The organism is Leucobacter luti (assembly GCF_004217175.1).
GTDB lineage: Bacteria > Actinomycetota > Actinomycetes > Actinomycetales > Microbacteriaceae > Leucobacter > Leucobacter luti.
Genome location: NZ_SHKI01000003.1, coordinates 516,667 through 530,437 on the forward strand (window position 1 = coordinate 516,667; position 13,771 = coordinate 530,437).

12 protein-coding genes, 2 tRNA genes and 1 pseudogene are annotated in these 13,771 nt (G+C 65.0%); 9 read left to right on the forward strand and 6 right to left on the reverse strand.

Annotation, left to right across the window (positions count from 1 at the left end):
- The first annotated feature begins 16 nt into the window (after positions 1–16).
- The 6 genes from gyrA (at position 17) to EV139_RS16110 (ending at position 3,645) form a co-directional block, all read left to right on the forward strand.
- The gene (gene gyrA / locus EV139_RS05505; protein WP_130453510.1) at positions 17–2,530 is read left to right on the forward strand and encodes a DNA gyrase subunit A; all 2,514 of its coding nucleotides are present in this window, start codon (positions 17–19) and stop codon (positions 2,528–2,530) included.
- The gene (locus EV139_RS05510) at positions 2,523–2,930 is read left to right on the forward strand and encodes a DUF3566 domain-containing protein (protein ID WP_130453307.1); all 408 of its coding nucleotides are present in this window, start codon (positions 2,523–2,525) and stop codon (positions 2,928–2,930) included. Before gyrA ends, EV139_RS05510 begins: the two co-directional genes overlap by 8 nt.
- Positions 2,931–3,060: 130 nt before the next feature.
- Positions 3,061–3,134 (forward strand) — tRNA-Ile (locus EV139_RS05515).
- Positions 3,135–3,163: 29 nt separating this feature from the next.
- A tRNA-Ala gene (locus EV139_RS05520) sits at positions 3,164–3,236 on the forward strand.
- Positions 3,237–3,279: 43 nt separating this feature from the next.
- On the forward strand, positions 3,280–3,441 hold the full coding sequence (locus EV139_RS16105; protein ID WP_237464566.1) for a hypothetical protein: 162 nt from the start codon (positions 3,280–3,282) through the stop codon (positions 3,439–3,441).
- Entirely contained in the window at positions 3,442–3,645 is a 204-nt protein-coding gene (locus EV139_RS16110; RefSeq protein ID WP_237464568.1) for a hypothetical protein, read from the forward strand.
- Between the two features lie 147 nt (positions 3,646–3,792).
- Here the strand turns inward: EV139_RS16110 and EV139_RS16115 are convergent.
- Positions 3,793–4,881, reverse strand: a pseudogene (locus EV139_RS16115) (recombinase family protein); the annotation flags it as partial.
- 412 nt (positions 4,882–5,293) lie between these two features.
- On the opposite strand from EV139_RS16115, the gene EV139_RS05530 reads away from it, so the two are divergent.
- Positions 5,294–5,989, forward strand: a complete 696-nt coding sequence (locus EV139_RS05530; RefSeq protein ID WP_130453308.1) for a hypothetical protein — start codon at positions 5,294–5,296, stop codon at positions 5,987–5,989.
- 39 nt (positions 5,990–6,028) lie between these two features.
- On the opposite strand, the gene EV139_RS05535 is transcribed toward EV139_RS05530, so the two are convergent.
- The 3 genes from EV139_RS05535 to EV139_RS05545 all read right to left on the reverse strand — a co-directional run bounded on the left by EV139_RS05535 (position 6,029) and on the right by EV139_RS05545 (position 8,872).
- Complete coding sequence (locus EV139_RS05535) at positions 6,029–6,919, reverse strand: helix-turn-helix transcriptional regulator (protein WP_157993000.1); 891 nt, start codon at positions 6,917–6,919, stop codon at positions 6,029–6,031.
- A 161-nt stretch (positions 6,920–7,080) separates the two neighbouring features.
- Positions 7,081–7,545, reverse strand: coding sequence for a GNAT family N-acetyltransferase (locus EV139_RS05540; protein WP_130453310.1), 465 nt, complete (start codon positions 7,543–7,545; stop codon positions 7,081–7,083).
- Between the two features lie 100 nt (positions 7,546–7,645).
- A complete protein-coding gene (locus EV139_RS05545; protein ID WP_198677461.1) occupies positions 7,646–8,872 on the reverse strand; it encodes a benzoate/H(+) symporter BenE family transporter in 1,227 nt (408 codons plus the stop codon).
- A gap of 84 nt (positions 8,873–8,956) precedes the next feature.
- Between EV139_RS05545 and EV139_RS05550 the strand changes: the two genes are divergently transcribed.
- Together EV139_RS05550 and EV139_RS05555 are read left to right on the forward strand one after the other, a co-directional pair.
- Complete coding sequence (locus EV139_RS05550; RefSeq protein ID WP_130453311.1) at positions 8,957–10,336, forward strand: aminotransferase-like domain-containing protein; 1,380 nt, start codon at positions 8,957–8,959, stop codon at positions 10,334–10,336.
- 132 nt (positions 10,337–10,468) lie between these two features.
- The gene (locus EV139_RS05555) at positions 10,469–11,344 is read left to right on the forward strand and encodes a hypothetical protein (protein ID WP_130453312.1); all 876 of its coding nucleotides are present in this window, start codon (positions 10,469–10,471) and stop codon (positions 11,342–11,344) included.
- A 285-nt stretch (positions 11,345–11,629) separates the two neighbouring features.
- Here EV139_RS05555 and EV139_RS05560 read toward each other — a convergent pair whose 3' ends face one another.
- Together EV139_RS05560 and EV139_RS05565 are read right to left on the reverse strand one after the other, a co-directional pair.
- Positions 11,630–12,832 (reverse strand): pyridoxal phosphate-dependent aminotransferase, encoded by a 1,203-nt coding sequence (locus EV139_RS05560; protein WP_130453313.1) that lies wholly within the window; start codon positions 12,830–12,832, stop codon positions 11,630–11,632.
- A 95-nt stretch (positions 12,833–12,927) separates the two neighbouring features.
- Positions 12,928–13,767 (reverse strand): IclR family transcriptional regulator, encoded by an 840-nt coding sequence (locus EV139_RS05565; RefSeq protein ID WP_130453314.1) that lies wholly within the window; start codon positions 13,765–13,767, stop codon positions 12,928–12,930.
- Positions 13,768–13,771 lie beyond the last annotated feature (4 nt).

Below are 13,771 nucleotides of genomic sequence, written 5' to 3' on the forward strand. Positions count from 1 at the left end.
GGAAACCGGGGCACCGATGTCTGCGGTGCACGGCAAGATCGACCAGGTCGATCTGCAGCTCGAGATGCAGCGGTCCTACCTCGACTACGCCATGAGCGTGATCGTGGGCCGTGCGCTCCCCGACGTGCGCGACGGCCTGAAGCCGGTGCACCGGCGCGTGATCTACACGATGTACGACGGGGGCTACCGCCCCGACAAGGCGTTCTCGAAGTGCACGCGTGTGATCGGCGACGTGATGGGCCAGTTCCACCCGCACGGTGACACCGCCGTGTACGACTCGCTGGTGCGCCTCGTGCAGCCGTGGTCGTTGCGGTACCCGCTGGCCCTCGGTCAGGGAAACTTCGGGTCTCCCGGCAACGACGGCGCCGCCGCGCACCGATACACCGAGACCAAGATGTCCCCGCTGGCCATGGAAATGGTGCGCGATATCGACGAGGACACCGTCGATTTCCAGGACAACTATGACGGCCGTACGCAGGAGCCCACCGTGCTCACGAGCCGGTTCCCAAACCTGCTCGTCAACGGCTCGGTCGGCATTGCCGTGGGCATGGCGACGAACATCCCGCCGCACAACCTCCGCGAGGTCTCAGAGGCCGCAATTTGGCATCTGGAGCACCCGGACGCGACCCGCGAAGACCTGCTTGAAGCTCTGATGGAGCGCGTGAAGGGGCCCGACTTCCCCACGGGCGCACAGATCCTCGGGACCAAGGGCATCCGCGACGCGTACCGAACCGGGCGCGGTTCCGTCACCATGCGCGCCGTGGTCAACATTGAAGAGATTCAGGGCCGCACCTGCCTGGTGGTCACGGAGCTGCCGTACCAGGTAAACCCCGACAATCTCGCGGTCAAGATCGCCGATCTCGTGAAAGACCAGAAGGTCCAGGGGATCGCCGACATCCGCGACGAGACGAGTGGCCGCACCGGTCAGCGTCTCGTGGTGGTGCTCAAGCGCGACGCGATCGCAAAGGTCGTGCTCAACAACCTGTACAAGCACACGCAGCTGCAGGAAAACTTTGGCGCGAACATGCTCGCGATCGTCGACGGCGTGCCGCGCACGCTGCCACTCGATGGGTTTATCACCGCGTGGGCAAAACACCAGATCGAAGTGATCGTGCGTCGCACGGAGTACCGCCTGCGCAAGGCCGAGGCCGAAGCACACATTCAGCGCGGCTACCTCAAGGCTCTCGACGCCCTCGACGAGGTGATTGCGCTGATCCGTCGCTCGCCGACGGTGGAGGAGGCCCGCGAGGGCCTGATGTCGCTGCTCGACGTGGACCAGATTCAGGCCGACGCGATCCTCGGTCTCCAGCTGCGCCGCCTCGCGGCGATGGAGCGCCAGAAGATCCTCGATCTCGCCGCGAAGCTGGAGCAGCAGATCGCCGAGTTCGAGGCGATCCTCGCGTCGCCGACGGAACAGCGGTCGATCGTGGTTTCCGAGCTCACCGAGCTGGTCGACAAGTACGGCGACGAGCGCCGCACCACGATCCTGCATGGCTACGACGGCGACATGTCGATGGAAGACCTCATCCCCGAAGAGGAGATGGTGGTCACCGTGACGCGCGGCGGGTACGTCAAGCGCACGCGCATTGACAATTACCGCTCGCAGCACCGCGGCGGGAAGGGCGTCAAGGGCGCCCAGCTGCGCGCAGACGACATCGTGGAGCACTTCTTTGTGACCACCACCCACCACTGGCTCTTGTTCTTCACGAACACTGGCCGGGTGTACCGGGCCAAGACCTACGAGATTCCCGAGGGTGGGCGCGACGCGAAGGGCCAGCACCTCGCGAACCTGCTGGCGCTCGCCCCCGACGAGTCGGTCACGCAGATTCTCGACATTCGCGACTTCGAGAGCGGCTACCTGCTGCTCGCCACCCGCGACGGTCTCGTCAAGAAGACGGCCCTGGGGGAGTACGACACGAATCGCACCGGCGGCATCATCGCGATCAAGCTGCGCGAGGGTGACGAACTGGTGTCCGCGTTGATCGCAGACTCCGACGACGATGTGCTGCTCGTTTCACGGCAGGGCATGTCGGTCCGGTTTACGGCGTCTGATCAGGCGCTTCGTCCCATGGGCCGCTCCACGAGCGGCGTCCGCGGCATGAACTTCCGCGAGGGCGACGCACTGCTCTCAGCCTCGCGCGTGAGCGACGAGGGCGGCTACGTGTTCGTGGTCACCGAGGGCGGCTACGCAAAGCGCACGGCGGCCCACGAGTACCGCGTGCAGCAGCGCGGTGGCTACGGCATCAAGGTGGCAAAGCTCGACGAAAACCGCGGGGATCTGGTGGGCGCGCTCATCGTCGACGAGGGCGACGAAGTGCTTGTTGTGCTCGCGAGCGGTAAGGTAGTCCGATCGAGTGTTGCGGAGGTGCCCGCCAAGGGGCGGAACACCATGGGGGTCGTCTTCGCACGATTCCCAGAGGCGGACCGTATTATTGGCATCGCGCGAAATTCGGAACGCGGGCTCGACGACGAAGAGTCCGAAGCACCGGGCGCCGAGAACGCGGAAAACGAGGAAGACCTGAATGAGTAATACTGTCGCCGACAAGCTGGCCAAGAAGACCCGCAAGAAAGCACCCGCAAAGCAGGTTCGCCTCAAGCTGGTGTACGTCGACTTCTGGTCCGCCGTGAAGTTCTCGTTCCTGGTGTCGATCTGCCTCGCGATCGTGAGCGTCGTCTCGACGATCCTCATTTACACGGTGCTGCTGCAGACCGGCGTCTTCGAGCAGGTCGACTCGCTCTTCATGGACATCGTCGGCGAAGAGAACAGCCTGATGAAGATCATCGGCTTCCCGCAGGTGCTCGGCCTCTCGGTCGTCGTGGGCATCCTGAACGTGATCGTGGGCACCGCCCTCGGTGCGATCGGCTCCCTCGTCTACAACCTGCTCGTGCGCGTGCTCGGCGGCTTCCAGCTCGGCTTCACGAGCAACTAGGGCCTCGGCTCCGGTTGCGGGACACCTCGCCCGCGACCGGAGCGGCTCCGCCTCGCCAGCATGACGCGCCCGAGCCGCGATTTCGATTTCGATTTTGCCGGGTGTTCAGGTAGAGTCATTTCTTGGTCAAGGGGCTATAGCTCAGGTGGTTAGAGCGCTTCACTGATAATGAAGAGGTCCCAGGTTCAAGTCCTGGTAGCCCCACCGACGAATACGCTAGTATGAGTCAGTCCGGGTCCTTAACTCAGTTGGTAGAGTGCCTGCTTTGCAAGCAGGATGTCGGGAGTTCGATTCTCCCAGGATCCACCCAAAGTGTCTTACGGGAACACGCGACATCGAAAGATGTGGTGTGTTCCCATTTCGCTTCCTTGCCTTCATCACCGCTGTTGTGTGCTTCGCGGAAGATCGTCGCGAACGGCTCCGCGAGCCGTGGCCGGAGTTGTTCGTCGTCTGTGATGTCGAGGCGCGTGTAGAACGCTTGATTCGCGAGCCGCCGGTCAGCATCACCTGAGTGCTGGTAGGCACGGTGCGCGTCGGTGAGCAGCCGCAGCGAATCGTGGAGGAACGCGCGCCCTCCGGTGTGATGCTCGCTGTGCTCGGCCAGGCGACGGTTCACGTCGGCGAGGCCGGTGCGGATGCGGTCTTGGTGCCGCTTCAACGTGTCAAGATCGATGGCGTCGGCGAAGTGCGCAGCGAGCAGCTTGTCGGATTCTGATTCCAGACGCGCCCGATTCGCGGTCAAATCCGCGGCCTCCTGATCCTGACCCGCGTTGCGCTTGTCGAACGCCGCATCCACGTCTGCGGCGAGCCGTTGATAGGTGGCGTCGCTGATCGTGATCGAGACGTAGGAGTCTGCGACGAGGCGTTCCGCGACCGCGACGGGCACGGCCCGTCTCGTGCAGTTCGTTTTCTTGGCGGCGCGGCCGGAGCAGACGAAGTAGGCGTAGGTGGTGCCGCGGGGGTTGGTGGCGAAGTCGAGCAGCATGCGGGAGCCGCAGCTGCCGCAGTGCAGGAGTCCTTTGAGGTGGTGGGCGTGCTGAACGTGCCGGGTCATCTTCGCCGTTCGCGCTTTCAGGAGTGATTGCACTTTGTCGAATAGTTCCGGTTCCACAATCGGGTCGTGCGCGCCGGGATGCAGGGCACCTTTGTAGCGGATCACGCCCGCGTAGTACGGGTTCGTCAGCAGCTTGTAGAGGGTGTTCTTTCCCAACGGTTTCGAGGGGCGCTTCGGCGTCGGCACTGTCAGCAACCCCCGCGCTGTTAGCTCGCGCAGGAGCCCGGTGACGGAGGTCTCGCCGGTCGCGTAGTGCTCGAATGCCCAGGTGATGAGTGGTGCGCGGTCGGCGTCAACCTCGACGGTGCGAATCTCGCGGCCGTTGTCGTCGGTGCGGCGCACGTTGAGGTAGCCGACGGGTGCGCGCATCGGTGTGCCGCCCTGCGCGACCTTCTGAGTCAACCCTTTCGTGACTTCGGTGGCGAGATTGCGGCTGTAGAACTCGGCAATGGAGGACATGATGCCGTGGACGAGCATCCCCGACGGCGTCTGATCAATCGACTCGGTCGCCGAGACCAGGGTGACCCCTGCGGTCAGGAGTGCTTGGTGGATGGCGACGTCGTCGGCACGGTTGCGGGCGAGGCGGTCGAGTTTGTGCACAATACAGAACTGCACCCGCGTGGCGGCTATGAATGCGAGCATGTCCTGTAGCCCGTCGCGGTCGGCTGAGCGTGCGGATTCTCCGGCGTCGATGAACTCGCGGACGATCCGTGCGCTGAGTTCGTCGGCCTTGCGATGGTTCGCCTCGCGTTGCGCGGGGATCGAGAAGCCTTCCTCGGTGCCGCCGCGTTCGGCTTGCTCGCGGGTGGAGACGCGGAGGTAGGAGACGGCCAGCAGCACCGGCACGTTCTCTGCGTGCCCGTCGGTCGACGTGAGGGTGGGAGCGGTGGTGCTCATGCGGTGCTCCTTCGTTGGCGCAGCAGTTCGGGTTCTTGTTCGTCTTCTACTCTGCCTCGCCGGTCTGACATCAGACTCAGGTTCTCCGGAGACGGGAGACCGTAGGGGTCGGGATCGCCTGCACGGTAGGCGTCGTAGCGGATTTGGGTGATGTTCAACACCCACTCCACGAGCTTCCTCACGTCCGGCTCCGTGCGGCGGATCGTCCGTAGCCGGAGGTACCCCGGATCGTTCCCTACCCTGAGCGCACCCCGGCCTTGCGCCGCTCGGTGGTGGCGCTTTCGGGGCGGGGCTGGAGTCAGAACACTCACCTCAATCTCATGCGATAGCAGATACGCCATATCAAGGTAACACACTCTTGGCGTAATGGCCATTGTTTGAGATGAATCAGAGGTTCCACTACCCTGGAGGCATGAGTCAAGACGTGGAGGACGTTCCGCTGCTGGCCCCCGAAGACCTGCCAGCGGGCTGGGTCATGCCCGATCCTCCCGTGATCAAGTCCTCTGCTGAATCGGTAGCGATCGATGCCGCGCTCAAGTACGACAAGCGGAGATACCCGATGCCGAGGCCGGATGGGGAACTGGCCGGGTACAACGACGGCCGCGATGGGCGGTGGTTCCTTATCGAGCACGTCCAGTCGCATACGCGCGTGCTGCTGCGGTTGCAGCGTCAGTACGTCATGCTCCAGGAGCCGATGGGTGAGGTGCGGATCACGGGGATCATCTACTTGCCCGAGCAGGCCGGTGACCCGGTGGCAAGCCCGATGCTCCGAAACCTTCCCACTTCGAGGATCGAGGCGGCGATCAATCGCCGCCAGTTCGCCGTCACCGGAGCCACCCGATTCGAGGGCGGCACTCTCACTATGCCCTCGGGTCGCATTCTCCACTTCTCCGAGGTCATGCAGCCGCTGGGGAACCCGAAGCGGATCGCGGACTTCTACGAGGTCGTCGCCCTCCAGCACACCCGCCTCGTGGACGACGGTGAACCGAACCCGACCGCGAAGATGGCCGAGATCAGCCGGGTGCCGCTCTCGACCGCGCAGGGCTGGGTCGCCCGCGCCCGCGCGAAAGGGCTATTGCCGCCCGGCAGGCGAGGGCGAGCGGGCTGAATGCGGATATGCATCGTGGACGCTGCGCTTCGCGATGACTTATCCGCTGCGAGAATCAGCGTTCTGGGTTCCGGCCTGTCTGATTTCTATACCTGGCCCCTCGGGGGATGTGCTCGGTGGGCCATAACGCCGGTAGCTGCTTGGGCTTGCGCCCATGTAGCGGCGGAAGGTTCTTGATGCTTGCCCGTCTTGGGGTGCCCAGCCGACGCGCGCGGAGATGGTGGCGATGGGTTCGTTCGTCTCGCGGATGAGGCGTGCCATCTCCTGCACGCGCAGGATCGCGAGATACGTCATCGGTGACACCCCGAAGGAGTCCTTGAACACTCGTCTGAGCTGGCTCGACGACAAGCAGGCATGCGCGGCAAGGTCTTTGATCCGCCAACGTTCCGCGAGGCTGTGGTGCAGGAGTTCCGCTACTCGCGCGGCCTCTTGACTGATGGGCCGGAATGTTCTCCATCGCGGGGAGGCGACGCGTGTAGCGCGTTCGCGTGCTGTGAGCAGAGGCATCTCGATTGGTGCATGGTGAAGGTGCGGGGCGATCTCTTCGAGTGTCGTCAGGAGCAACGCATGGGTGCGGAAGTAGACCGCCGCATCTTGGTTGGTTTCCGTCAGCGTGCCGAGTTCATCGAGGGTCGGCGCGAGTCGTACGGCGCTCTGTTCTCCGAGACGGAGAAGCTGTATGGGGTCGGGGTAGAGCTTGGCGGCGAGTTCTCGGGCGGCGTCACGGTCTGGGATTAGATCGAGATACTGCCAGAACAAGTGCTCGATGAGGTAGTCCGTGTCGATCAGGAGCGTGGTGGTAGTGACCGCACCCTCTGCGCGGTATCCGAATGGCGCACCGGCCGCGACCAGCACCGTGTCGCCGAGGGTAGCGAACGCGGGTCTGGTGCGGCCGGTGTCAAGGATCAGCGTGCCGTCGCGGACGAACACGAGTCTCACGCAGTCAAAAGGAACCCGCGGTTCACTTTGACCGCCTGTGAACGCCCGAACGGTGGTGGATGCCATTGTTCTCTCGCACGTTCAGCATCAGAGAATCGCGGAGCCGGATGCCGCTACTTGTCGGCAGAGAACTGCTGGCAAATAGAGCGGCATCATCTTGGGGTTGGCTCGGCGTCGTAGGTCACCCAGGTCGTTCGTGTGGCGAGGGTGTTGTAGAGCGCCTGTGCTTGGTGGTTGTCCTCGGCGGTCATCCACTGCACTCCGGCTCGGCCCTCGGCGGCGGCCATGTCGGTCAAGCGTCCGATGAGTGCTCGTCCGACGCCGCGCCCGCGAGCTGCGGGGACGGTGAACAGGTCGTCGAGGAAGATGTGAGAGGTGCCGGTGTAGGGCGAGGAGAACCTGCGGTGGTGGGCGAAGCCCAAGATTTCGCCGTCTGCCTCGGCAACGAGTGCTTTGCACTCGTGGGTGGGATCCATGAACCAGCCCCAGGCGCGCGAGACGACTTCCTCGGATTCTTCGAGCTTGTAGAACTCTCGGTAGGCGCGGAAGAGGGTGCGCCACTCGTTCTCGTCGGTAGGGGCCAGGAAGCGGACGGTCGGGGCGATCTTGGTAGTCATTGATGTGTCCTTGCGTCTTGAAATGAAAGCAACGCGCTGGTGCGCTGCGGGGCGAACTTGCGGGTTACGCCGCCCCTCAGTGGGAGCGGCAGGAGCGGTGTCACGCGGTCACGTCGGCCTCCTTTCTCGTCTTGGCGCGGCCAGACGCTTCCCGTGCCGGGGTGAGCATGAGGTAGACCGCGGCTCCTGCGAGCAGTCCCCAGAACGCGGAGCCGACGCTGAGGATGACGACGCCGGACATGGTGACGGCGAGGGTGGTGATCGCGGCGAGGCCGGTGCGGGTGTTGCCGCTCATCGCGCCGGTGAGTGCCGTGAGCGCCGCGCCCAGCAGCGCGACGGCAGCGACGACGGACACGGTCTCTGTGGGGATCGCTTGGAACCCGGCAACGAGCACGCCGCCGAAGGAGCCAACCAGCAGATAGGTCAGGCCACCCGAGAGACCAGCGATATAGCGTTTGGTGCGGTCGGGATGGCACTCCGGGCCGATGGCGACGGCGGCGGTGATCGCACCGAGATTGATGCCGTGCGCACCGAACGGAGCCAGCACCGCCGAGACGGTCGAGATGGTGCCGACCAGGAGCCGGTCATTGGGCTGGTAGCCCTGTGAGTGCAGCAGTGCCAGGCCGGGCGCGTTCTGCGACGCCATCGTGACCATGAACAAGGGCAGGGCGATGCTGATGAGCGCGGCGGGCGTGAACACAGGCATCGTGAACACCGGGCCTCCCAGCGTGAGCGAGGGCGCGACCTCCTGGAACGACCCCGTAGCCCAAGTCGCGACAAGGCCCGCCGCGAGTGCGGCGAGAACCGCGAAGCGGTCGAAGAAACGTTTGCCGAGGAAGAAGGTGACCACGATGCACCCGGCGATCAGCGGGGCACTGGCGAACGCTCCCGCTGCGGTGACGACGAAGGGCAGCAGGATGCCCGCGAGCAGAGCCTGGAGCACGGGGCCGGGAACTTTGGAGAGCAGCCACCCGAACCAGCCGGTGTAGCCGACAACGGCTGCGGCGACCGATGCGACAAGGAACGCCCCGACCGCCTCCGCGAAGGAGAACCCGCCCAGGGAGGCGATCAGCAGCGCGGCTCCCGGCGTCGACCAGGCCACGATGACCGGGATGCGGGTGAACAGGCTCAGCACGATGCTGCACACGCCGTTGCCGATGGACAGCGCCCACACCCAGGAAGCGGTCTGCGCTTCATTGAGGCCAGCAGCTCGGGTCGCTTCGAGGACGATCAGGAACGGTCCCGCGAAGTTGATCAGCGCCGAGAGGAACCCCGCGATGATCGCGGTGACCGACACATCCCGCAGCACGGCCATCACCCGACTCATGCCCGCACCGACCCGCCGACGAGACCCAGTGAACCCGGGGGTAACGGACTTGCAAAATACCGAGTAACGTTATCTACTAGCCTCATGTCCAATGATAACAGAGCGTCTGAGATTGCGGCACGCCTGCGCGAGCGGGTGACGGTCGCACCCGCTGGGGAGAAGCTGCCGGGGGTGCGGGAGCTGTCCAAGGAGTTCCAGGCGAGCGCCGCCACCGTCTCTGCCGCACTGTCGGAACTCAGCGCTCTGGGCCTAGTGCGGGCCGAACCCGGCCGTGGCACGTTCGTCGCCGAGCGGGAACAACTCCCGGAACCGGATTTCGCATGGCAGTCGCAGGCGCTCGGCCCCGCCCGCGTCGACACGGAGCGGGCGTCGCGCCTGGGCGGGTACGGCACCCCCGAGCACATTCCGCTGTCCTGGGGATACCTCGCCCCCGAACTGCTGCCCCACGACGAGCTGCATCGCATCGGTTCCCGAGCCGCGAAGAACAACCGGGCGTGGATGATGACCCCACCGGCAGGTTCCCCCGAGCTTCGCCGAGTGTTCGCGGCTGAGTACCGGACCGATCCCGGTGACGTGCTCGTGGTCTCCGGCGGGCAGCAGGGCCTGGTCTTCACCATGCGCACCCTCGCCGAACCGGGTTCCACCGTGATCACCGAGAGCCCCAGCTACCCCGGCGCGATCCTCGCCGCCCAAAGCGCAGGCCTGACCATCGCGTCCGTTCCCGCCGACAAAGACGGGATCATTGTCGAACGGCTGGCCGATGAGCTGGAACGCACCCGCGCGCGGGTGATCTACCTCCAACCCAGCTACGCGAACCCGACCGGCACCGTGCTCAGTCGTGAACGGCGCGCACAAGTGCTCGACCTCGCCGCCCAGCACGGAGCGTTCATCATCGAAGACGACTGGGCCAGACACCTCGGTATCGACGGGCACACCCCGCCACCGCTGATCACCGAAGACCCGAACGGGCACGTCGTCACCGTCACCACGCTCTCCAAACCCGCCTCGCCTGGACTGCGGATCGGGGCCGTGATCGCGCGCGGCCCCGCCGGTGACCGGCTGCGCGCCTCCCGCACTGGTGACGACCTCTGCGTCGCCCCTATGGTGCAGGAAATCGCGCTGACTCTGCTCACCTCGAACGTGTGGGGGCGACACCTCAAACGCCTGCGCACCGAACTCGCCGAACGTCGCGACGCCCTCACCGCAGCCATCAGGCAGACCCTGCCCGACGTCCGCATCCAGAGCACCCCTGGTGGGGGCATCCACCTCTGGGCGAAACTGCCCCACGGGGCAGACACCCGCCAGATCAGCAGCGACGCCTATGCTGCCGGGGTGCTCGTCGGAGACGGGCGACACTTCTTCGTCAACGAACCCCCGGCCCCCTTCCTGCGTTTCTCCTACGGCGCAGCTACCCCCGCACAAATCACCCAAGGCGTCCGAAAACTCGCCCCCATCATCAGCTAACGCCTGACTCAACGGCCGCTCCCATCGCCTGAGCGCATCCTGAGTCTTCCCGTCGTTCTCTTGACCCCATCTCAGAGAATGCACGCATTCGACTGACGCATTCGACCGCTACATTCGACCGAGGAGCAGCCGATGACACTCCCCACCCGCATCGCTCGCCCGGCGCGTTCGGGCATCGTATTGGCCCGCACCGCGACGGCCCTGGCGTGCTTGTTCCTTGCCGGCTGCGCGGCGGCGGAGCCAGCGCCGACAGTACCAGTGCAGATCGCTGAGCCAGTCGATGAAGAGACCCCGGTCTCAGTGCTCGAAGACTTCGATTTTGGGAACACCGACTGGATATTCGTTCCCCACACGGAGACCTACCCGCCCGTGGTCGTATCGCTGGTCGATGGAACCGCCAACGTCGAGGGAATGCAGTACACCGTCGTTACCGACGAGATTCTCTTCAGTGACGCCGACGGAGACGGCGACCAGGATGCAATCGTTCCGGTTGAAGCATATGCGGGAGGCAACTCGGTCGACCGGCAATGGTACATCTGGGCCGAGCACGACGGTGAGGCTGTACAGGTTGAGATGCCCGTTGCGCGGACGATCCACTGCGGCACGGTCACTGCGAATGTCACCGCAGTCGATGGCGGCTTCGAGATTCACGAGTTCCGCCACGCCACCGGAGAGAATAACCTCGCCTGTACCGATCGCGGCTCCGACGAGCGCGTGCGCACCGTCGGCATTACCGATCTGGGCCCGAACGGAGCGCTCTGGCCCGTGCAGATCGCGCCGTTCTCAGCCTTCGGCGGAATCTGTCCGGCATCGGCCGAGTATGACGCTTACCCACTTGATAGAGACGTGTACGCGGTGCCGAATGGCGACGCACAACCGGTCATGGCCGACGGGCTGCACGAATGGCAGCTCGAGTCATGGTCGATCTATTCCATGACCGTACCCGACTGGCGACTCATCGGAGTCCGTACGGGCTCTGGCCTCGGGTGCGCCTGGGCGAATAGGTAGGCATGAAGGCGCATTCGCCAGCATTCGCGCCGACCTCGTCGCCCGCCGCAAGTGAGGCCGAAAAGCCGCACTCACCCGGAAGCCTGGCTACTGGAAGTCGAGATACGCCGACCAGCGTTCGGCCTGATGCTCCAGCATCCACGCCAGCCGCGTCTGCCGTTGGCTGCGACGGGTCAGGCCAGTGAAGCTCCATCACGGTCTCGCAGGCATCCTTGAGGATCCGGCTCGGTGCGCCTGCAGCCCTGCTCTGCGCCTGCAGCTCTGCTCTGCGCCGGCAGCCCCGCTCTACGCGCGCAGAAGCGCCTGAACGCGCTGCACGCCCTCGAGCAGTGCCGTGTCGGCGAGCGCGTAGCTGAAGCGGAGATAGCCCGACTGTCCGAAGGCCTCTCCGGGGACCGCCGCCACCTCGGCCTCGGAGAGTATGAGATCGGCCAGTTCGAGCGAGGTGGCCGGAGTGATGCCGCGAATCTCGCGCCCGAGGGCCGCTGAGACGTCGACGTACGCGTAGAACGCTCCCTCGGGAGTGGGGCAGTGGAAACCGTCGATCTTGTTGAGCTCCTCGACGATCACGCGACGGCGACGATCGAACGCCCTGCGCATCTCCTCGACGGGCTCCTGGGTGCCGTTCAGCGCCTCGATGACGGCCCGCTGCGCGATATTGTTCACGTTCGAGGTGAGGTGCGACTGCAGGTTGGCCGCGAGCTTGATGGCTGCGGGCGGGCCGACCATCCAGCCGAGACGCCAGCCGGTCATGGCGTAGCTCTTCGCAACGCCGTTGACGAGGATCGTACGATCCCTCAGCGCCGGGACGGCCTCGGCGATCGACACGGCGCGTACGCCGTCGTAGACGAGGTTCTGATAGATCTCGTCCGAGACCACCCAGAGGCCGTTTCGTTCGGCCCACTCGCCGATCGCCCGCGTCTCCTCAGGCGAGTACACGGCACCGGTGGGATTGGACGGGGAGACGAAGAGCAGCACTCTGGTGCGCTCGGTGCGGGCAGCCTCGAGCTGCTCCACGGTGACCTTGTACCCCTGGTCGGCGCCCGCGAAGACATCGACGGGAACCCCGTCTGCGAGTTGGATCGCCTCGGGGTAGGTGGTCCAGTAGGGGGAGGGAACGATGACCTCGTCCCCCGGGTTGAGCAGCACCTGAAACGCCTGGTAGACCGCCTGCTTGCCGCCGTTCGTGACGATAATCTGCGAGGGCGCCGCGTCCCAGCCCGAATCCCGCGCGGTCTTGGCCGCGATCGCTTCGCGGAGCTCCGGAAGCCCGGTCGCGGGGGTGTAGCGGAAGTTCCCCGGGTCGTCGAGCGCGGTGCGCGCGGCTTCCACGATGTGGGGAGGGGTCGCGAAGTTCGGCTCGCCTGCGGCGTAGCTGATGACGGGACGCCCTGCGGCTTGAAGCTGTTTGGCCTTCGCGTCGACCTTGAGGGTGGCCGATTCGGCGATTCGACTGATCTTCCGGGACAGAGGGAAATTGCTGCTCACACCTCGATCCTAGGCGACTCCGGGCGCCGAGGATCGGGTTCAGCGCTCCGAAAACACGAAAATGAACCGTTGGATCACTAATTCACAGGAGAGTCTCAGAAACCGATGCCGATGCTGCTCGCCGAGATGGGATCGTTGAGTCCCTGCACCTCGCGCAATGCTGTGAGCAGACGTGCCACCTTCGTGGCCGCGTCTATCGCGAGCTGGCCGAGCTGCCGCGCGTTCTCGGGAGTGATGCGGTAGGTCGGCCCGCCGATCCACAGCGCGTACTTCGGCACTTCGTCGATGAGTACCGGCGCCGCTACGGATGCGGCGTCTCGCTCGAGAGCGCCGTAGAGCCAGGCGTAACCGTGCACGCGAGCGGGTTCGAGCGATTCGATGAACAGGTCGAGCTGATTCAGGTTGTCCTGCGGGTAATGCGGAAGCAGGAGTGCCCGCACCTCATCGGGATCCCGGTAGGAGAGCAGCGACTTGCCCGTCGAGGTGAGCCAGGGCGGTTGTATCCGCGGCGTCTGCTTGAGCGTCTGCCCGATGATCGACGGCCCCGCGTTCTGCATGAGCACGACGACGTCGCTGCCCTGGAGCATGTCGAAGCCGGTGGTCTCGCCAGAGGCCTCGGAGAGATCGGAGAGAATGTCCCGGATGGCGCGAAGCGTGCCCCCCTCGGTGAGCAGGCCGCCCACGATCGAGAGCGCTCCGATCGAAATGCGCGTGCGCTTGGTGTCCTCGTCGGTGAAGAGGATCCCCTCGTCTTCGAGCGTGCTGATGATGCGGAAGCATGAGGCCTTGGGCACCTCGGCCAAGCGCGCGAGTTCGCTGAGTCCGATGCCGTTGGGGTAGGTCGAGACGACGCGGAGCACTTTCACGGCGCGGTTGAGCAGACCGTCGCCCTTCTTCTGGTCTCGATCGCTTGCACGGGGGCTTGAAGTGGCCATTTTT